Genomic DNA, 20,215 nt, shown 5'->3' with positions numbered 1-20,215 from the left:
ATTAGGCCGCAGCCTTCTGTTCTTTAACCAGTTTGGCTACAGCTTCGCTCAGCTGCGCGCCTTGACCAATCCAGTGGTTCAGACGGTCTGTGCTTAGACGTACACGTTCCTGTTTTTCATTGGCAACAGGGTTGTAAAAACCAACGCGCTCGATGAAGCGGCCATCACGACGGTTGTGAGAGTCAGCTACGACGATGTTATAGAAAGGACGGTGTTTAGAACCACCGCGGGCCAAACGGATAACTACCATAGTTTATTCCTTAGTGAAAAATCGAAGTAATTTTATTCTGCCAAGACAACAGAAAATCGCTAATTTTAGTAGGTAAAACCCAGTCTTGGCAAGCTGTTAATGTATATTTGTTGTAGATATACCGTTGTGGGTTTGTGTATTGCAAGAGATTTATTTTTTTGGCATTCTGATTGGTATTATTTGATTAAACTATTGCTGTTTATGGTTAAATTTTTTCTAAATGCGATGTTTGTGGCCGATGGTAAAGCTTGATATATGGTTTTGTATTTTTGATAATAATTTATAAAATCATATATTTATGTTTGATTTTTGTGGCTGTGTTTACAGCTTTTTAATTTTTAGGGCTGCATTGCTTCATTTCTTCGCGTATCATAGCTGCCACGTGTTTTTGCGGATATCTTAACAATGAAACAGATTTTTTTGGATTTTGAACAACCTATAGCCGAATTGGTACAGAAAATTGATGAGCTTCGCTTTGTGCAGGATGAATCGGCTGTGGATATTTCCGAAGAAATCGCGCGCCTAAAAAAGAAAAGCGATGATTTAACCAAGAATCTTTTTGCCAAGCTGTCGCCGGTACAGATTTCGCAGGTATCACGCCATGCGCAGCGTCCTTATACTTTAGATTATATTGAGGCACTGTGTACTGACTTTGAAGAGCTGCATGGTGACCGTGCTTTTGCTGATGATGCTGCAATAGTGGGCGGTCTGGCGCGCTTCAATGGAGAAAGTGTTATGGTAATCGGCCATCAGAAAGGCCGTGATACTAAGGAAAAAATTCGCCGTAATTTCGGCATGCCTAAACCGGAAGGTTATCGTAAGGCATTGCGGTTAATGAAGCTGGCGGAAAAATTCCAGATCCCCTTGCTGACATTTATCGATACCCCTGGTGCTTATCCGGGTATTGGTGCAGAAGAACGTGGCCAATCTGAAGCAATCGGACGCAATCTATATGAGCTGGCACGACTAAAGGTGCCGGTAATTTGTACGATTATTGGCGAGGGTGGCTCTGGTGGTGCGCTGGCTATAGCTGTAGGCGATTATGTAAATATGCTTCAATTTTCTACCTATTCTGTGATCTCACCGGAGGGCTGTGCTTCAATTCTGTGGAAAACTGCGGAAAAAGCACCGGAAGCAGCACAGGCACTTGGCATTACTGCCAAACGCCTGCTAGAGCTGAAATTGATTGATAAGGTGATTGAAGAGCCTTTGGGTGGAGCGCATCGCAATTATCCGGAAATTATGCAACGGGTGAAAGCGGTACTGACTAGCCAGTTAGAAGAGGCCAAAGGCAAGCAGTTGTCGAGTTTACTTACCCGTCGCTTTGACCGCCTGATGCATTATGGTCAGTTCAACGCTAAATAATTTATGTGTCCGTTTATGTGACAATATTGCACAACAATGGTCAGCCTCTGTGGCTGACCGTTGTATTTTGACTGTTGGCCTTAGTGGTGGTCTGGATTCTGTGGTATTGCTGCATGCGCTGACTCAGTTGCGTAATGTACTGCCGTTGCAATTGTCTGCTATTCATGTGCATCATGGCTTAAGTAGCCATGCTGATGAGTGGGCTGCTTTTTGTCAGAAGGTCTGCGCAACTTGGTCTGTTCCACTAAAGCTGGTTAAGGTAACGGTCAGTGCCAGCGGTGAGGGTGTGGAAGCTGCGGCTCGTAAGGCGCGTTATCAGGCCTATGCAGAAAGTGGAGCGGAAGTGGTGGTGCTGGCACATCATCGTGATGACCAGATTGAAACTTTTTTTCTAGGCGCACTACGTGGCGGCGGTCTGCGTTCTCTGGCTGCGATGCCGGACGTGCGGGCATTAACAGAGCACACTATTCTATGGCGGCCACTGTTGCCTTTTTCGCGCGAGCAGCTGAAGAATTATGCTGAAGCGATGCAGCTTGAGCATATAGAAGACGACAGTAACCGCAACTGCATCTATCTGCGCAACTGGCTACGTCTGGATGGTTTGCCATACTGGCGTGCCCATTTGCCATATATGGATAATCAAGTTGAAGCTGCTGTTAGTCGTTTGCAGGATGAGCTGGCGTTGCTGGATGAGGTGGCTGAAGCTGATTGGGCACTGTTGCATGCACAGCAACAGGGTTTTGATATTTCGTTGTGGCAAACACTCAGCGCAGCACGGCGCCGGCAGCAGTTGCGTCTTTTTGCTCAGAAAAATGGTCTGGGCATGTCTACTTCAGCTTCACTGACAGAATTTGCAAGACAGTTGATGGAAAGCAAAAATGGTGCACAATGGTCTTTACCATACGCTTGTGTAATCTATTATGATTTCAGGCTGTGGATAGATAAAAAGCATGCATCAGCTCAATGGCCTTGGTTTGATTTGCTGCCGGTAAGCAGCATGCAACTGATGAAGGTTGGTTATTTAGAATGGAGATGTCATAATTTTGGTTTGGTGGAAATTGCTGACGAATGGATAGTTCGTCAGGTCGATGTTCAGGATACAATTGTTTTAAAAGGAGGTAGAAAAAAGGTTAAAAAATTATTACAGGAACGGAAAATTCCTCCTTTTATGCGTGCTGTCTGGCCAGTATTGTGTGATGCCGATAATCATTGTATTGCTGTGATTAATGTGGCTGTTGCCGCTAATGTAGGTGTTGCTGATGGCTGGATGCCTTTGATACAAGATTTACCTATTAGGCTATAAGTTGGAAAATTAATAATTCAGCTACGCAGACTCAGCTGTCGATTGATGCAATAACAATAAAATTAGAGGATAACTATATGCATGAAAACCGTACCCCACAGGTGGAAGAACAGGTGTTGGTGCGTAAGGCTCAGCAGGGTGATGCGCAGATTTTCAGTTTGCTGGTGAGCAAATATCAGCGTCGATTAAAGCATTTTTTGCGTCGTTTTACTCATGACGATCAGATTACGTTGGATGTGGTACAGGAAACCTTTCTTAAAGCCTACAAAGCGTTACCTCAGTTTCGGGCTAGTAGTCAGTTTTATACTTGGTTATGCTGTATTGGGATGAATACGGCTAAGTCTATGATTGCTGTATATGGACGCGAACCGCAAATGATTACTGAAATAGTGGATGAGAATGGCGAAGAAGTTGATGTTCTGGAACATTTGTCCGACTATCAGACACCTGAAAAACAATTATTAAACCGCGAGTTGATTGATGTGCTGGGCGAAGCAATTGATCAGTTGCCACCTAATTTGCGTCAACCAATTATTCTTTTCGAAATCAATGATTTGTCATATGAAGAAATTGCTCAGATAATGGGCTGTCCGATTGGTACTGTACGCTCACGAATTGCAAGAGCGCGGGAACTATTATCTGCTGAAGTTGAAAGCAGATTTGAACATGATTGATAAGGACTCAGAACATTTGTCGCAACGTGTGAAGTAATTTGTTTACAGTTCCCATCTCAATAGGCTGGATAATTCTGCTGGGTATACTTGAGTTAATAATGTATAGAAACAGCATGCAGATTAATTATCAGAAAATCTGGTTGCTGTTTGATAGAGAATGCTTTTTTAATTCTTGCATGCGCGTATGGGTCAAGTCTGCAATATCAACTTTAAGCTTGTGGCGCCAGAAATATTTTCTGAATATCTTATGATATTCCGGCTGGTAATATTTTGTCTGCTGTAGGGTGTCTGACTCTGGTAAGTGCAGGAATATTCTGTCAATTTTACTAAGTATTTGTAAGAATTAGGAAAATAATTACTTCACTTACTCTTGAATTGTGGCCGCCTAGCCTTACTTTATTTATCGAAATGAATTTTACGTCCCGCTATATATGCGGGTTTGTATTAACCAACTTTGAGGTGCTTTGCGCACCAAAGATGTGGAGAAGATAATATGACTATTCGTCCTTTGAATGACCGTGTTGTGGTAAAACGTTTGGAAGCTGAAGAAAAAACAGCTTCTGGTATTGTATTGCCAGGTTCTGCTGCTGAAAAACCTGATATGGGTGAAGTGATTGCAGTTGGTAACGGCAAACTGCTGAAAAACGGCGACCGTCAGAAAGTGGATGTTAAAGTTGGCGATAAAGTGATTTTCGGTAAATACAGCGGTCAAACTGTTAAAGTTGACGGTGAAGAATTGCTGGTAATGCGCGAAGAAGATATTTTCGGTATTGTTGAATAATTGTTTATCCAGAAATTCTATTTTATTTGTATTTGCGTAATTGATTATTAAAGATTAGGAGTTTCAAATGGCAGCAAAAGATGTGAAATTCTCTGACGAAGCTCGTCAGAAAATGGTTGCTGGTGTCAATGTTCTGGCTGAAGCAGTAAAAGTAACTCTTGGCCCTAAAGGCCGCAATGTATTGCTGGACCGTGCTTTTGGCGGCCCGCATATCACCAAAGATGGTGTGTCTGTTGCTAAAGAAGTGGAACTGAAAGACAAATTCGAAAACATGGGTGCACAGCTGGTTAAGGAAGTAGCTTCTAAAACCAACGATGTGGCCGGTGATGGTACCACTACTGCTACTGTGTTAGCACAGGCGATTGTCACTGAAGGTATGAAATACGTGACTGCCGGCATGAATCCGATGGATCTGAAACGCGGCATTGATAAAGCGGTTGAAGCAGTAATTGCTGAGCTGAAAACCATTTCCAAACCTGTACCGGAAAAATCTAAAGAGATTTCTCAAGTTGCATCTATTTCTGCTAACGCTGATGAATCCATTGGTGAAATCATTGCTAAAGCTATGAATGAAGTAGGCAAAGAAGGTGTGATTACTGTTGAAGACGGTAAATCTCTTGAAAATGAAGTTGAAGTGGTTAAAGGTATGCAGTTTGACCGTGGCTACTTGTCTCCTTACTTCGTAACTGATGTAGAAAAACAGATTGCCGGTCTGGATAGCCCATACATTCTGTTGTTTGATAAAAAAATCTCTAACATCCGTGATTTGCTGCCAGTACTGGAGCAGGTTGCTAAAACCAGCCGTCCATTGCTGATTATTGCTGAAGATGTTGAAGGTGAAGCTCTGGCTACGCTGGTGGTGAACAACATCCGTGGTATTCTGAAAACCGTTGCTGTTAAAGCGCCGGGCTTCGGTGACCGCCGCAAAGCCATGTTGCAGGATATTGCTATCCTGACCGGTGGTACCGTGATTGCTGAAGAAGTGGGTCTGTCTTTGGAAAAAGCCACTCTGGAAGATTTGGGTCAGGCTAAACGTGTAGAAGTGGGTAAAGAAAACACCACTGTGATTGATGGTTTGGGTGACAAGGCTGCTGTTGAAGCCCGTGTTGCTGAAATCCGCAAACAGATTGAAACTGCAACCAGCGACTACGATAAAGAAAAATTACAGGAACGTGTGGCTAAACTGGCCGGCGGTGTGGCTGTAATTAAAGTAGGCGCTGCCACAGAAGTAGAAATGAAAGAGAAAAAAGACCGCGTAGATGATGCTCTGCATGCTACTCGTGCTGCTGTGGAAGAAGGTGTGGTAGCCGGTGGTGGTGTAGCTCTACTACGCGCCCGTGCAGCCATTAAAGACCTGAAAGGTGCCAATGCTGATCAGGAAGCTGGTGTGAAAATCGTGCTGAAAGCAGTTGAAGCGCCGTTGCGTCAGATTGTGGCCAATGCTGGTGATGAACCAAGCGTTGTGGTGAACAATGTATTGAATGGTTCTGGTAACTATGGTTACAACGCTGGTACCGGTGAATACGGCGATATGCTGGAAATGGGTGTGTTGGATCCTGCTAAAGTAACCCGCACTGCCTTGCAGCATGCTGCTTCCATTGCTGGCCTGATGCTGACTACTGATTGCATGATCACCGAATTACCGGAAGACAAACCTGCAGCTCCAGATATGGGTGGCATGGGCGGTATGGGTGGCATGGGTGGCATGATGTAATGCAGCCTTAGGCACTCAGCTTAGTAAATGAAAAAGCCGGATATTAAAATATCCGGCTTTTCTTTTGTATAAGAAGACAAATTTTAATAAATTGTTTGTTCAAAAATTTAGTTATTTAACAATTGGTTTCTATGGGCGATATCTGGCAATTTTAAAAAGATGCTACAAAAAATTTAGCATCGTCGCATTACTTTAGGTAGTTGCGTTGTAGGGTATATATTTACAACTTTGTATTAATCGAGCTGATTGTGTGGTAAATGTGGATATATATATAGAAAATGAGTTCGTTTTATTAATAAACTGTTTTTGAAATTATGATAATAAAAATAATATCGAACGCTTGCTTACTTTTTCCTCATAAAAATTACTTTTAGTTGATGATTTCTATACTTTAAATTTAAAGATATATAAACGGATATCGTAAAATTTGCGGTTTGATTTTGTCTCAATATTGTTTGAAATTTATCATTTGGAGATGAATCATCTAAATTTTAGAAATTTTATCATGATGAATAAATATTGTTTAAATTAATTGATAATTTATTGTTCTTATGAATAATTCTATTAATTATATATGCGTATAAGAAGTTGTATTGTCATTATTTCACCAGATCCACGCCGCGATTAGCCAATTCATCGGCTTTTTCATTTCCTGGATGGCCAGCATGGCCTTTGACCCAGTGCCAGTGCACCTGATGTTTGTGTACTTCGACATCCAGTAGCTGCCATAACTCGGCGTTTTTTACTGGTTGTTTTGAGGCGGTTTTCCAGCCGCGTGCTTTCCAGTTGTGTATCCATTCCTGCATGCCTTTTTTAACGTACTGGGAATCAGTATAGATATGAACAATGCAGGGACGCTTTAGGGCTGCCAGTCCTTGTATGACAGCGGTTAGTTCCATACGGTTGTTGGTGGTGTTGGCTTCGCCGCCAAAAAGTTCTTTGCTATGGCTACCGGATTGCAGGTATGCACCCCAGCCACCTAAGCCGGGATTACCTTTGCAGGCGCCATCGGTATATAGGATTACTTCGCTCATGTTTCTAGGCTGTCTGGCAAAAGGCTTACTATATCATGGCTGGGGTGGCAGAACCTTGCCGGGATTGAGAATGTTTTTTGGGTCAAAATAGTGTTTCTGCGCCCACATCCAGTTGATTTCTGCTGATGTTCGTACTTGTGATAGCCATTGGTTTTTCAGTTGGCCGATGCCGTGCTCGGCAGCGATGCTACCTTGATGTTGTAAAACTTGTTCGTAGACCACTTGGTTAATTTCTTTTTCATAGTGGTATACGTCGTTGCTGCGGATGTCGGCAATGAAAACGTTGTAATGCAGGCTGCCGTCGCCCAGATGTCCAAAGAGAATGGTTTTGGTTTGTGGAAAGGCTGTGAAGAGGCTCTGCTGGCAGCTTTCGATAAAATCGGCTACTCTTTCTATTGGTACTACGATATCGTGTTTGATACTGGCGCCCAGACTGCGCTGAGCTGCAGATATGTTTTCGCGCAATGTCCACAGGTGCTGACGTTTGGTTTCTGAATCGGCAATGATGGCATTGAGCCAGTTGCCTTGTTCGAGTACGTTGATTAATGGCTCGGTCAGATCTTGAGTGGGCAAGCTATCGGTAAGCTCAAACAGAATATGCCATTTAGCATTGACTGGTTCTTGCAGCTGGCTGTATCTGGCTGACAGATTCAGGGCAGCCTGACTGATTAATTCAAAGCTGGACAAGCGTTCGGCGAAATGGTTTTTAAGGGCAGAGAGTAGGCTGGTGGCTGCCTGTATGTTATCTAATCCGACCCATGCGGTGAGTATGCTTTGCGGTGGTGCAAAGAGTTTAAGAGTGGCGGCGGTAATGATGGCCAGTGTGCCTTCGCTGCCGATGATTTGCTGGCTCATTTCGTAGCCGCTGGTATTTTTATGCAGTGGATTGAGGTGACTCACCAGTTGACCGTCGGGCAGTACGTATTCTAATCCAAGTACCAGATCGCGCATGGTGCCGTAACGCACAACATTTAGTCCACCAGCATTGCAGGCGATATTACCACCTATCTGGCAGGAGCCTTCGCTGGCGAGGCTGAGGGGAAAATAACGGTTGGCCTGTTTGGCTGCGGCCTGTACATCTGCCAGTATCATGCCGGCTTCTACGGTAATGGTGTTATCGGCCAGACTCAGCTTGCGGACGCGGTTGAGTTTGCTGAGTGAAAGGATGATACCTTTACCGGCAGTGCAGCTATGAGGGGTGGCTGCTCCGCACAATCCGGTATTGCCTCCCTGAGGCGTAATCGGTATTTGTTGCTGCTGGCAGTAACGCAGAATGCTCTGTACAGCGGATACTGAATGCGGTTGTAATACTGCAAATACCTGTCCATGATAACGCCCGCGCTGGTCTGTACAATAAGGCTCAATAAGGCTGGAATCGGTAATGATTTCTCTGGCACTGAGTAGCTGAGACAGATGCGCTAGATGGCTGGTGGTTGGCATGGCAGTTCACCTTAAGAGAAGAATAAGAAGATTGTACGGCAAATACTGAGGTTGTTTGGTGAAATCTACGCTGTTAGACAATGTTACAATATTGTGAATTGGTAATATGAGTGAGGAAAAGGTATGTATTTTGTTGATCGCAGTGCGGTGGTGCTGAAACCAGCTGAGGCGTTTCTGGATTGGCTGCACCAGACCAGTGAAGATTTGCCGGAATTGACGTTGGCGCAATTGCAAAGTAATTGTACGACGCTGCTGGTACCGGAATTTGAAACGCCTGAGCAAATAATCGGTTATTTAGGTGAACGATTTAAGTTAATTTTTGAGGCTGAGCTTTCTGCTTGGGAAGTAGACCGCAAATTGTGGCCGGCGCTGGATATTGACCAGTTCTGGAATTTTTTCACTGTTGAAGTACATGATATGGTTCTGGATCTGGTAGATGCACAGTTGGAGATATCGCCCGTATATGGTGACGAATAGGGGCGCTGACTGATGCAAGCCTGTGTTGTGCGTGTGCGCCCGTCTTTGAGAGCTCAGTTTTTGGCTCTGATTATGCATGGGCTGGCACTGGCTGCTGTTGTGCTGTATAGCACAGGCTGGCAGCGGGCGTTGTTTTTGCTGGTCTGGGTACTATCCGTTTTGTGGGCGGGTTATGGTTTGCTTCATACCAGAATAAAACGAATTGAAATCAATGGTCAGGAGCAGGCCAGTCTGATACTGACATTCAGAAAAGGGGCAGTTCCTGCTGTCTTGTCTACTGACAGTGTTATCAGAGCCAGACTGATGGCTTTGCGATGGCAGACCACCAAAGGGAGCGTGTATCAATTATTTTTGCCAGATATGACAGATGCGCCGTCATGGCGGCGGCTGCAGGTATGGGCTCGTTGGTGTCAGCCGCATACGGCTCAGGTTGCTGAGCCGCAATTAATTTTGTATAAGGTCATCCATTGGCTGCGGCTCAGGATGAATAATTAGAATAATGACAGAAAAATTTCATGCAACTGAATTAAAACGCTGGCTACAGCATCTGGAACAGGGTGTGACGGGCGGGCAGATTGATATGGGACTGACTCGTGTAGGTACGGTGCGGGAACGCATGGGACTACAGCCGCATTGTCCAGTGGTTATTGTAGGTGGGACAAATGGCAAAGGTTCTGTCTGTGCCTATCTAACGCAGATTTATCGCGAAGCTGGCTATCGTGTGGGTACACTTACCAGCCCACACTTGCTGCGTTTTAATGAGCGAATCGCTATCAATGGGCAGCCGGTTGCGGATGAGCTGATAGTTCAGGCGTTTGAACGTATAGAGGCTGAACGTGGTAATACTGTACTAACTTACTTTGAATTCAATACACTGGCTGCAGTGGAAGTCTTTGACCAGCAGAAGGTAGATATTATGGTGCTGGAAGTGGGACTGGGTGGCCGGCTGGATGCAGTAAATGTATTTGATGCGGATGTGGCGGTGATTACCAGTGTCGATCTGGATCATGAAGCCTATCTTGGCAATACGATAGAAAAAGTGGCGTTTGAAAAAGCCGGTATTATGCGTGGTGGCCGGCCAGTGATTTGTGCTCAGCTGCCGGTACCGGAAAGTTTAGCGGCACATGCTGAGGCAGTGGGTGCAGATTTACTGCTGCTTGGACGGGATTTTGATTATCATAAGTTGGAAATGCAGCAATGGTCGTACCGTTTTCATCCCCAAAACAGTCAATTGTTTGTTGGAGAACATGCCCGCCATGCTTTGCCAATACCGGCTTTGCGAGGGAACTTTCAACTGAGTAATGCGGCCTGTGCGTTGACAGTATTGGAATGCTTGTCAGATCATCTGCCGCTGGATATCGGTGCGATTAAACGTGGTTTGCTGCGAGTACATCATCCGGGCAGGTTTCAGGTATTACCCGGTCGGCCACTGACGATATTGGATGTGGGGCATAATCCTCATGCGGCACGGGCGTTGCGCAACAGCTTGATTACTTTACCGTATGCAGAGAAACGTCTGGCTGTTTTTAGTATGCTCGCTGATAAGGATATTGAAGGGGTACTGGAAATTGTGAAAGACCAGTTTGATAGCTGGTATATTGCGCCGCTGCATTTACCGCGAGGTCTGACAACAGCAGCGCTGGAAGAGAAATTTGCTCGCCAGCATATTTCGGCGATAACAACTTATGCTTCAGTAGCAGAGGCTTATCGTGCAGCTTTATCACAAGCGGGTGAGAATGATAGAATTGTGGTATTTGGTTCGTTTCATACCGTAGCAGAAATAATGGATTTGCCATCGTTGTAAATTTTAAAATCGAAACGAGCACGACAGAGGAGTGGATAACGCATGAATGCGCAGGAAAATTACGAACAGCTGAAACGGCGAAATCGGCGCCGTTTGGTCGGTGCACTGATTATGGTGGTGATTGCTGCTATTCTGCTGCTTGTTATGCTGAGCCGTCGTACTCCTCAGCCAGTACCAGCTCCACAGCTGGATATCAAAGCAGCTTCTGCAGCCAGACCGGCTAGTGCGGCTATGGATACACAATCTGCTTCTGCGGTGGTGCTGGAACCAGCAGCCAGTGCACCTGCTTTGCCGGTAACGGTGCCTGCCTCTGAGGTTGCTAGCATACCAGTTTCATCGGCAGCATCTGTACCGCCAGCTGAAAACCATGTTTCTAAAACGGCTGCAACGGTAGTGCCAGTTGTACCGCAAGTGAAACCCGTACGTCCGGCGCCTCAGAAAGTAGAGGCAGAGAAAGCTACAGTTAAGCCGGTTGTGCAACCAGCCAAAACCCCTAATGAACATAAATCACAGCCTGTGGAACAAAAACGGTTGCATCATGAAGAAGCTGTCGCTACGCCTAAGACAAAACCGGCAGCTACTAGACCTGTAGAAGTTGCCGAGAAAAATCCGCCAGTGAGGGTGACAACTGTAACCAAACCTCGCACTCCAACGGAAACTGTTGTGAAACCAGCCAATAGAGTGCCAGCTGCTGCGGAAAATAAAAAACAAGAAACTGTAGGTAATACCACTGTGTCTTCAACAAAAACAGTTGTTGAAAGCGAAAAGAAAACCTCGACAGTGGCCAAAACACCTGTGAAAAATTCTGCTCCGGTCAAACCGGCTGCTACGCCTAAACAAAATAATAATGCAGCAAGTGGCAAAAACAGCAACACTACGGGCAGACTGACGCCGCAACAGATATTGGAAAATAAAGCTGCTGCAGCTGTGAGCAGAAAGAGTACGACAGAGCAGAGCCGTAATAATAAAGCGCCTGTCGCCGCCACGAACAACAGCAAGGATGCGGTGGAGCGTACAGTGATTCAGATTGGTGCCTATACCACTGAAGCGCAGGCCAATCTGGTTCAGCAGCGTTTGGCAGTGGCCGGTGTGCCAGTGAGTATTACGACTAGCCAGACCAGTAAGGGTACGCTGTATCGGGTACGCAGCCGTGTTTACAATAGCCGCAGTCAGGCAATGCAGAATCTGGATAAAGTACATGCTGTTGGGCTGGATGGTTTGGTAATCGGTTTATAGGATATTGATACGGGCATGACGCTGTTTGATTTTCTGGCTCTGGGCGTGATTTTGCTGACCACACTGGTAGCGATGATGCGCGGTCTGGTGGGGGAGATAGCCGCTTTATTATGCTGGCTGGTAGCCTTTTTCGGTGCCAAGATGTTGGCCGCGCCGGTAGCGGATATGGCTTTTCCTACGATGCAGCCCCGTGCGCTGGCGGTTGCTTTGTCTTTTGTACTGGTGTTTGGGGTGATGTGGATAGTGCAGCGGCTGTTTCGTGCGCTGATTACTTCCGCTTTGCAATCAATTGGACTTGGTGGTGTCAACCGGATTTTCGGTGCCTGTTTTGGGACGGTGAAAGGCGTGATTATTGTTACACTGGTGGTATTGCTGTGTGCTTTTACTGATTTACCCAAAACGCCAGCATGGCGTGATTCGGCTACAGCAGGTATGTTTGAGCAATTGGCTATGCTTGCGGTGCCGTACCTGCCGTCTTTTGTGGCTGAGAAGCTGAATTCGCCATCGGTATAAACGTATGAATTATCTGACTAAATACAACGCGCGTTTTTAATTACAAAAACGCGCGTATTTATTTGTCTTAAATGGAGAGAATAATGTGTGGTGTTTTGGGTATTGTTGCGCATGAGCCGGTGAATCAGCTTTTATACGATGGTTTGCAGATGTTGCAGCATCGCGGTCAGGATGCGGCTGGGATTGTGACAGCGGAAGGTACGATGTTTCATATGCATAAAGGCCGAGGTATGGTGCGTGATGTGTTCCGTACCCGCAACATGCGTGAATTGGTAGGTAATGTTGGCATTGCTCATGTACGCTATCCGACGGCCGGTAATGCCAATTGTAGTGCCGAAGCGCAGCCTTTTTATGTCAATTCACCGTTTGGTATTGTGCTGGCACACAATGGTAATCTGACCAACACAGAAGAGCTGTTTAAGAATGTCTGCTTTACTGATCTGCGCCATGTGAATACGCGCTCGGATTCGGAAGTATTGTTGAATGTGTTGGCGCGGGAGCTGGAAAATCAGGTGGGTAATCGCACTACTTTGGCTCTTTCAGACATATTTGCTGCAGTGGCTGCACTGCACAAACGTGTGCATGGTGCCTATGGGGTGGTAGCTTTGATTGCAGGCTATGGTTTGCTGGCTTTCCGTGATCCGTTCGGCATCCGTCCGTTGTGTTTAGGGCAGCGGGAGCAGGATGGAAAAACTGATTATGTGGTGGCTTCGGAATCAGTGGTGTTTCCTAGTTTGGATTTTGAGCTGCTGCGGGATGTGGCACCCGGGGAGGCGATTTTTATCAGTAATGAAGGGCAACTGTTTTCGCAGCAGTGTGCGCAGACACCTCATCTGATGCCGTGCCTGTTTGAATATGTGTATTTTGCCCGTCCTGATTCGGTGATTGACGGAGTATCGGTATATCAGGCCCGATTAAATATGGGTGTCACACTAGCGGAAAAAGTAAAACGTACGCTGAACTTGCAAGATATCGATGTGGTGATGCCGGTACCGGACACTAGTCGCCCTAGTGCGATGGAGCTGGCTCAACATCTAAATAAACCTTATCGCGAAGGCTTATTTAAAAACCGTTATATCGGGCGGACATTTATTATGCCCGGACAGTCGGTACGTAAAAAATCGGTACGGCAAAAACTTAATCCGATGAATTATGAATTCAGTGGTAAACGAGTTTTGCTGGTTGATGATTCGATTGTACGCGGTACCACAAGCCGCGAAATTGTAGATATGGTGCGGGAAGCTGGTGCTACTCGTGTGTACTTTGCTTCTGCTGCACCAGCGGTGCTGTATCCCAATGTCTATGGTATCGATATGCCGACGAGAGAAGAGCTAATTTCTTACCGGCGCAATGCTGAGCAGGTGGCTGCTGAGATTGGCGCCGATGGCGTGGTATTTCAGGATCTGGCTGATTTGCAAGCAGTGGTTTTGAAATTGAATCCGCACATTGAGGGTTTTGACAGCTCGTGTTTTGATGGCAGATATATTACTGGAGATGTGGATGAATCTTATCTGCAGCGGCTATCTACGCGTAAAAATACTCTGGCCGCTTCTTTTGTGGTGCCTGGTGTGATTGAACACAGTGTTAGTGTACAGGAAGATGAGGATGACGAAGAATAGCTCAGCATTAGCGTACTTTTCCTCAGTATGTATTTATATTGATATTTAAACTTGTTTAAGTATTTGCCGGTAGCACTCAGCAAAATGTGGTGATAGCTGCTATTAAGTGACACGATACGCAAAATAATATTTATGTTATTTGTCTGTGATGTATGTGATAGTGAAAAGCAGCCATATGGCTGCTTTTTCGATAAAATTTTACTAGAGTGGTTGTTTAGCTGGCCGATCAGTAGTTAATGATGACTTTCATGGCTTTCTCATCTGCGGCATGCTTGAATACTTCATAAGCTTTTTCCAGTTCATTGAATTGGAAATGATGTGTAGCCAGTTTTTGCATCGGTAGTTTGCCTGAACAGCAGGTTTTCAGCAGCATGCCGGTGGTATTGGCATTAACCAGACCAGTGGTGATGGTAAGGTTTTTAATCCATAATTTTTCCAGCTCAAAATTAACGGACTGTCCGTGAACCCCAACATTGGCTAGATGGCCGCCTTCTTTTACGATGCGCTGGCAGATATCCCATGTGGCTCCTAGTCCTACTGCTTCCATGGCACAATCTACACCTCGTCCACCAGTATATTCGAGTACACGTGCAACGGCATCTTCACGGGCAGAATTGATAGTCTGTGTAGCACCCAGTTCTTTAGCCATGTGTAAACGGTTATCGTCCATATCAATCATGATAATTTGGCTTGGCGAATATAGCTGTGCCGTTAACAGACAGCTCATACCGACTGGACCGGCACCAATAATGGCCACTGTATCGCCGGGTTTGACATTGCCGTACTGTACCCCGATTTCATGGGCAGTGGGGAGAGCGTCTGAAAGTAGTACGGCGACATCTTCGTTCAAATCCGGCGGTAATCGATATAGTGAATTATCAGCAAAAGGGGTGCGTACATATTCAGCCTGTGTACCGTCAATCATATAACCCATAATCCAGCCGCCCCCGCTCTGACAATGTGCATATAATTGTTTCTGACAGTTTTCACAAATTCCACAGCGGCTAACACAGGAAATAATTACTTTATCCCCCCTTTTGAAATGCTTCACGGCGCTACCGGTTTCTTCAACAATGCCAATACCCTCATGTCCCAAAATCCGGCCGTTAAATGCACCTTCTTTTTGAGTTGCTTTTTGTTCGATTTCAGGATTTTTGCCTTTCCAGATACCCAAATCCGTACCGCAAATAGTGGTTTTGGTTAAGCGGATAACGGCATCGGTGGGGTCGATAATTTTCGGTTTATCTCGTTCTTCAAAGCGGATATCGCCGGCACCGTAGTAGACCATTGCTTTCATGCTGCATCCTCCATAAAACCATTGAAAAAATCATCCTTTAGTATGGATGAATCATGTAATAACAAATTGTATTCCTATGATTTCTATACCACAATTTATTAGCCATCTGAAAGTTTATGTATGGCATATTATTAATCTGCCTCAAATAACGGCTATAGAGGCTTGGGTGATCTATATTTTATGAAAAGATATATAGTTTCTGCTTTGAATATTTATAGGGCAGCATACAAGTGAAGTAGTTGCCATATAGACACAAAACATCCGTGCCTGAGCACGGATGTTTTATGTAAACATTTAAATAATTTTGGCTGAAAGTGGTTTACCATCCAGACCTTCCATCATGTCGGACAATTCATCGGCATGGTCTTCTTCTTCAGCCAGAATGTGTTCGAGCAGACGTTTGGTGGTGGTGTCATAGTCGCCAACATACATGATGGTTTGGCGGTATAGGTCGATTACAATACGTTCTGCAATCAAGTCTGATTCCACCATTTCGCGCAAAGTTTCGCCTTCAACATATTCGGTGGGTGAGCGCTGAATGAAAACATCTGGATTCAAATCTGGCTCTCCACCCAGCTGGGTAATGCGTTCAGCCAGCATGGCAGCGTGTTTTTGTTCTTGTTCAGCGTGTTCCATGAATTCTTCTTTAACTGCATCCATAAACAGGCCGCTGGCCATATAGTAATGGCGTAAATAGCGCAGTACACACACCCATTCGGAAGCCAGCGCTATATTTAGCAGTTCAATTACTCTATCTACGTCAAGTTCATAGGTGGAGGTTACGGCTCCATCCTGATAATTTTTACGAGCATTGGTTCGTAATTCTTCAGTGGTACTGAATTTCACATCGCGTTTGAGTGGTTTGCGTTTATTCATTTTTATCTCCTTGCTGATATTAATTAATTTGTTTCTGGTACTTAGTGCTCCTTTTGTAAGGTAGCTGATTACATAAGTGCTTGTCTATGCAACTATTTTTAATATACGTAATAGTTAGGTGAATCTGATTGCATAACGTATATTTAATTGGATTTATTTTAAATAAATAATAAATAAAGTGAAAATTGTATAAATTATTCTGCATAATAATATTCTTAATCAATATCCAATAAAAATTGAATTTATTGTATTAACATATTGTTATGCATTTTTCTATGTAGAAAAAAATAGCAAAAGCTTGCCATTATTTAATTACAGCAGAATAGCTTGATCAGTACAGAATATAAATTATTGTACTTTTATGATAGATAAGTTGCTCATTTTTATGAAATAAAATAACAACATAAATATGCAGAATATTAAATAAATAAAATTATATCTTATTTGGTTAATTAATATTTAATAAGGTAAATCAATATTTTAGGCATTGTATGATGCAAAAATGAAAAAATCTCATAACGGTTAACTGCATTTATTTTATTAAATTTTTAAAAATAAGAATAAAAAATTGCATGAGCGTTTTGATTATTAATGCATTTAATACAGGAAGTGAGACGGTTATGAAACATTCTAAACTAATGCTTAAATCCCTAGTCATAGCTGTTTCTCTTGCCTTAACGGCTTGCGGTGGTGGCAGTGGTGGGGTTCATTCTAATTCTACAGAAACAGGCGGTGGCTCTGGCGGTGAGGATACTGGTAATGGCCATTCCGGCGGCGATGAAATCACGCCGAAACCACCATCAGATAAACCACCAGTGAATGATCCGCCATCTGAAAAGCCAACATCACCGGTAAAACCACCAGAGAAACCACCGGTAACGCCGCCAACAGAACAGCCGGATGTTCCTGATAATATTCCTATGCCTTCTGTGAATCCGTCCCGGCTAGACAGCAGTGAACAGGCTATTGCCATTCCTTTAAGTAAGAATCAATATACAAGAAGCAACAATGGTGAAGACAATACACAGGCCAATCGTCTGAATCTTAAGGATGCTCGCGATCAGGAGTTAGACGGAAGAGGAGTTAAAGTAGGAATTGTGGATTTGCCAGTCAGTCTGAATCATCCTGCTTTGCCAGACAATATTGTTGATTTAGGCCAATTTGGTACGGTATACAATGGTGAAGCTTATCCTCATGGCGATGCAGTTGCCCTGAATATAGCAGGCAAGGATGTACGTGGAAAAAAACTGGGCATTGCCCCCGCTGCGCAGATATATTCAGCCAGTGCTTCAGACAGTCGCGGAGCAGGGCAAATCAATATACAAGCTACCATCAAGGGATTTTATGCACTGGATAAAGCTGGTGTAAAAATCGTCAATAATAGTTATGGCACTAATTATGTGACCAATAAAGCGTGGTATATCTATGATGCAAAAAACTATCTGAACGCTGATAACCCAAAAATTAAACAAAATAGCTATATTGGACAATTGCTTACGTTGGTAGAAGATGACATGCTGTTTATCTGGGCAGCGGGTAATGGCGGCCTAAATCAGCCTAGTATTCAATCATTATTGCCATTAGTGGAACCAGAGCTGCAAAAGGGCTGGATTGCAGTGGCCGGAGTATCTGCTGATAACAAAATTGAAGATTACTCTAATCGGTGCGGAGACGCTAAAAATTGGTGTATGGTGGCTTATTATCAGCCACAAACGGCCAATTTAAATGCCAAACCTGGTGAAGATATTAATGGATTACCACTTACTACTACTTCAGGTACTTCTTTCTCCGCACCACAGGTTACAGCAGCAGCTGTACTGGTGAAACAGAAATATCCATGGATGAGCAATGATAATCTACGCACCACTTTACTGACTACAGCTACAGATTTAGGTGCTAAAGGTGTGGATTCAGTTTATGGCTGGGGATTGCTGAATATCGGCAAAGCCGTAAACGGGCCGGCACAGTTTGCCTTTGGCGATTTTAATGCCAATGTCAGCAGTGGCCAGTATATTTTCAGCAATGATATCAGTGGAACTGGCGGATTAATCAAGAATGGCAGCGGTACACTGCTTTTGACGGGTAGTCACAGCTATCAAGGTAATACCATCATTAATTCTGGAATGCTGTCGCTGGATGGCAGCAGTCAGTCTGCGGCGAAAATTTCCAAAGACGGTACCTATCAGGTGCACGGTAGTACTGGAGCGGTTAATAATCAGGGTACGTTTGTCAGCCGCGATGCCACGATTAATGGAGACTACAGCCAGAGTGAAGAGGCAACCTTTCAAACCAGTCTGGGCAGCAAAACAGCTATAAATGGTACAGCCAGTCTGGCTGGCCGGTTGTATTTCGACGGCCTGAAATCTGGCTTTGTGCCACAGACTGGTCTTCAAGTAGCCGTTATCAATGCGCAGAAGCGCGTAGGAGAATTCAGCCAAACTGCATTAGCTTCAGGAATATTACTGGACGGGAAAGCCAGTTATGATGGTGACAATGTGAATTTTGATGTTACGCGGATATCAGCACGGCAGGCGGTACAAAATAACGGTCTGTTAACGCGCAGCATAGCTGATCCGGCAATTGAGGCTGCAGCTGCAGCGATTGATACCAGCTTTAGCCAGCTAGACAAACTGTCGTCAGTAACAGGCACAGATGGTCCAACAGCAGAATTGTTTGCTGGTGCCAACCGGATTCAGAATGTCCAGACAGCAGAAACGTTGCGGCGTTCACTGTATTCATTATCAGGTGCGGTATACAGCAATGCCAATGTAGTGAATACCCTGACACTGGGCAAGCTGAATACAGACTTTATGTCATCTATCCGCAATGATAGCGCCGAACCGGCACTGATTATGGAATTTAACCATTCACAGAATCGGTGGAATCCAGGCGAAGTGCGCGGCAAGCAGAATAGCAACAGCGGCCTGCTCGGCGTGAGCAAGAATTTTGGTAATGGATGGTCAGGAGCAGCGGCATACAGTTTCCAGAATACAGACTGGAGTGAAAGAGATAGTAGTGCCGATATCAAGAGCAACGGCTTAACACTGGGCACCTTTTATGCGCCGGCCAACTGGCGGGGTGCATACCTATCCGGTAGCTTAGGTTATAACCGCTATTCCAATGATGTTACCCGCGGCATATGGCTGGGCACAACCAGAGAGGATAGCGGAGCGAAAACGAAAGGTAATGTGTGGCAGCTGGCATTGAACGGCGGTAAAGCATTCGCTATGAAAGGTCTGACACTGACACCGCAGCTAGGTTTACGCTACGACTATCTGCAACAGAACAGTTTCAGTGAAGCCGGAGCAGAAGGATATGGCTTATATGGCAGAAAGCTAAACAAAGGCGTAGTAACTGGCAGTGCCGGCTTAGTAGCTGAATATCTGTTTGATATAAGGGATATAGTGGCGAATATCTTTGGAGCAGTGGGAGTGGAGCATGATTTCAGAGACCGAGAATATGCCACACGAGGAGGATTTAGTGGAATTCATAGTGATGCAAGAGCGGGTAAATGGTCATCAGCCAGAACACGCTGGAATGCAGCAATTGGTAGCAATGTACAGGTGAGCCGTAATATGAGTGCAGGTATTCAGTATCAGTACGAGAATGGCAGTCACTGGCACAGTAATTCAGGGCGGGCAAATCTAAAAATATCGTTTTAATGTATCATTTAGATGTCCGGTAGGCCAGAAAAAGGATTTCAGTTAAGCTGAAATCCTTTTTTATATCTGAATGGTGCTGTAGAAAAACTGCTATGTTGATGTGTACAGATTGATGTTGTGTGAGTGATTCTTGTTGGAATTTGAGTAGACATTAAAATGATGTGTGAATC

The 20,215-nt window shown here is 44.7% G+C and carries 17 protein-coding genes; 12 read left to right on the top strand and 5 right to left on the bottom strand.

Annotated features, from left to right (window positions below; genetic code table 11):
* Nucleotide 1: 1 nt before the first annotated feature.
* The gene (gene rpsP, locus J3U64_RS04315; RefSeq protein ID WP_100140313.1) at nt 2–250 is read right to left on the bottom strand and encodes a 30S ribosomal protein S16; all 249 of its coding nucleotides are present in this window, start codon (nt 248–250) and stop codon (nt 2–4) included.
* Between the two features lie 405 nt (nt 251–655).
* Between rpsP and J3U64_RS04310 the strand changes: the two genes are divergently transcribed.
* The 5 genes from J3U64_RS04310 to groL all read left to right on the top strand — a co-directional run bounded on the left by J3U64_RS04310 (nt 656) and on the right by groL (nt 6,087).
* Nucleotides 656–1,615, top strand: a complete 960-nt coding sequence (locus tag J3U64_RS04310; protein WP_267408433.1) for an acetyl-CoA carboxylase carboxyltransferase subunit alpha — start codon at nt 656–658, stop codon at nt 1,613–1,615.
* Nucleotides 1,593–2,918 carry a tRNA lysidine(34) synthetase TilS gene (tilS, locus tag J3U64_RS04305; RefSeq protein ID WP_267408432.1) on the top strand — a complete coding sequence of 442 codons (1,326 nt, stop codon included), beginning with the start codon at nt 1,593–1,595 and terminating at the stop codon, nt 2,916–2,918. Before J3U64_RS04310 ends, tilS begins: the two co-directional genes overlap by 23 nt.
* A gap of 77 nt (nt 2,919–2,995) precedes the next feature.
* The gene (locus J3U64_RS04300; RefSeq protein WP_100140310.1) at nt 2,996–3,592 is read left to right on the top strand and encodes a sigma-70 family RNA polymerase sigma factor; all 597 of its coding nucleotides are present in this window, start codon (nt 2,996–2,998) and stop codon (nt 3,590–3,592) included.
* A gap of 493 nt (nt 3,593–4,085) precedes the next feature.
* Nucleotides 4,086–4,373, top strand: coding sequence for a co-chaperone GroES (groES, locus tag J3U64_RS04295; RefSeq protein WP_267408431.1), 288 nt, complete (start codon nt 4,086–4,088; stop codon nt 4,371–4,373).
* 67 nt (nt 4,374–4,440) lie between these two features.
* The gene (gene groL / locus J3U64_RS04290; RefSeq protein ID WP_100140308.1) at nt 4,441–6,087 is read left to right on the top strand and encodes a chaperonin GroEL; all 1,647 of its coding nucleotides are present in this window, start codon (nt 4,441–4,443) and stop codon (nt 6,085–6,087) included.
* Between the two features lie 599 nt (nt 6,088–6,686).
* Here groL and rnhA read toward each other — a convergent pair.
* Together rnhA and J3U64_RS04280 are read right to left on the bottom strand one after the other, a co-directional pair.
* A complete protein-coding gene (gene rnhA / locus J3U64_RS04285; protein ID WP_267390542.1) occupies nt 6,687–7,121 on the bottom strand; it encodes a ribonuclease HI in 435 nt (144 codons plus the stop codon).
* A gap of 33 nt (nt 7,122–7,154) precedes the next feature.
* Nucleotides 7,155–8,561: an FAD-binding oxidoreductase gene (locus J3U64_RS04280; protein ID WP_267408430.1), complete on the bottom strand. Its 1,407-nt coding sequence runs from the start codon at nt 8,559–8,561 to the stop codon at nt 7,155–7,157.
* Nucleotides 8,562–8,684: 123 nt separating this feature from the next.
* On the opposite strand from J3U64_RS04280, the gene J3U64_RS04275 reads away from it, so the two are divergent.
* The 6 genes from J3U64_RS04275 (at nt 8,685) to purF (ending at nt 14,210) form a co-directional block, all read left to right on the top strand.
* A complete protein-coding gene (locus J3U64_RS04275) occupies nt 8,685–9,038 on the top strand; it encodes a hypothetical protein (protein WP_267408429.1) in 354 nt (117 codons plus the stop codon).
* 12 nt (nt 9,039–9,050) lie between these two features.
* Nucleotides 9,051–9,533: a protein YgfX gene (locus J3U64_RS04270; RefSeq protein ID WP_267408428.1), complete on the top strand. Its 483-nt coding sequence runs from the start codon at nt 9,051–9,053 to the stop codon at nt 9,531–9,533.
* Between the two features lie 4 nt (nt 9,534–9,537).
* Nucleotides 9,538–10,842 carry a bifunctional tetrahydrofolate synthase/dihydrofolate synthase gene (gene folC / locus J3U64_RS04265; protein WP_267408427.1) on the top strand — a complete coding sequence of 435 codons (1,305 nt, stop codon included), beginning with the start codon at nt 9,538–9,540 and terminating at the stop codon, nt 10,840–10,842.
* 42 nt (nt 10,843–10,884) lie between these two features.
* Nucleotides 10,885–12,078 (top strand): SPOR domain-containing protein, encoded by a 1,194-nt coding sequence (locus J3U64_RS04260; RefSeq protein ID WP_267408426.1) that lies wholly within the window; start codon nt 10,885–10,887, stop codon nt 12,076–12,078.
* A 15-nt stretch (nt 12,079–12,093) separates the two neighbouring features.
* A complete protein-coding gene (locus tag J3U64_RS04255) occupies nt 12,094–12,591 on the top strand; it encodes a CvpA family protein (protein WP_267408425.1) in 498 nt (165 codons plus the stop codon).
* Between the two features lie 83 nt (nt 12,592–12,674).
* The gene (purF, locus tag J3U64_RS04250) at nt 12,675–14,210 is read left to right on the top strand and encodes an amidophosphoribosyltransferase (RefSeq protein ID WP_267408424.1); all 1,536 of its coding nucleotides are present in this window, start codon (nt 12,675–12,677) and stop codon (nt 14,208–14,210) included.
* Between the two features lie 226 nt (nt 14,211–14,436).
* Here purF and J3U64_RS04245 read toward each other — a convergent pair whose 3' ends face one another.
* Nucleotides 14,437–15,507 carry a zinc-dependent alcohol dehydrogenase family protein gene (locus J3U64_RS04245; protein WP_267408423.1) on the bottom strand — a complete coding sequence of 357 codons (1,071 nt, stop codon included), beginning with the start codon at nt 15,505–15,507 and terminating at the stop codon, nt 14,437–14,439.
* Between the two features lie 294 nt (nt 15,508–15,801).
* Nucleotides 15,802–16,383: a ferritin-like domain-containing protein gene (locus J3U64_RS04240; protein ID WP_100140297.1), complete on the bottom strand. Its 582-nt coding sequence runs from the start codon at nt 16,381–16,383 to the stop codon at nt 15,802–15,804.
* 620 nt (nt 16,384–17,003) lie between these two features.
* Between J3U64_RS04240 and J3U64_RS04235 the strand changes: the two genes are divergently transcribed.
* Nucleotides 17,004–20,045 (top strand): S8 family serine peptidase, encoded by a 3,042-nt coding sequence (locus J3U64_RS04235; RefSeq protein WP_267408422.1) that lies wholly within the window; start codon nt 17,004–17,006, stop codon nt 20,043–20,045.
* Nucleotides 20,046–20,215: the final 170 nt, after the last annotated feature.

Origin of the sequence: Snodgrassella sp. B3800, from assembly GCF_026535865.1 — a bacterium.
Classification (GTDB): domain Bacteria; phylum Pseudomonadota; class Gammaproteobacteria; order Burkholderiales; family Neisseriaceae; genus Snodgrassella; species Snodgrassella alvi_E.
The sequence above is the reverse complement of the archived record's forward strand: the minus strand, read 5'-3'. Positions and strand labels throughout refer to the sequence as shown.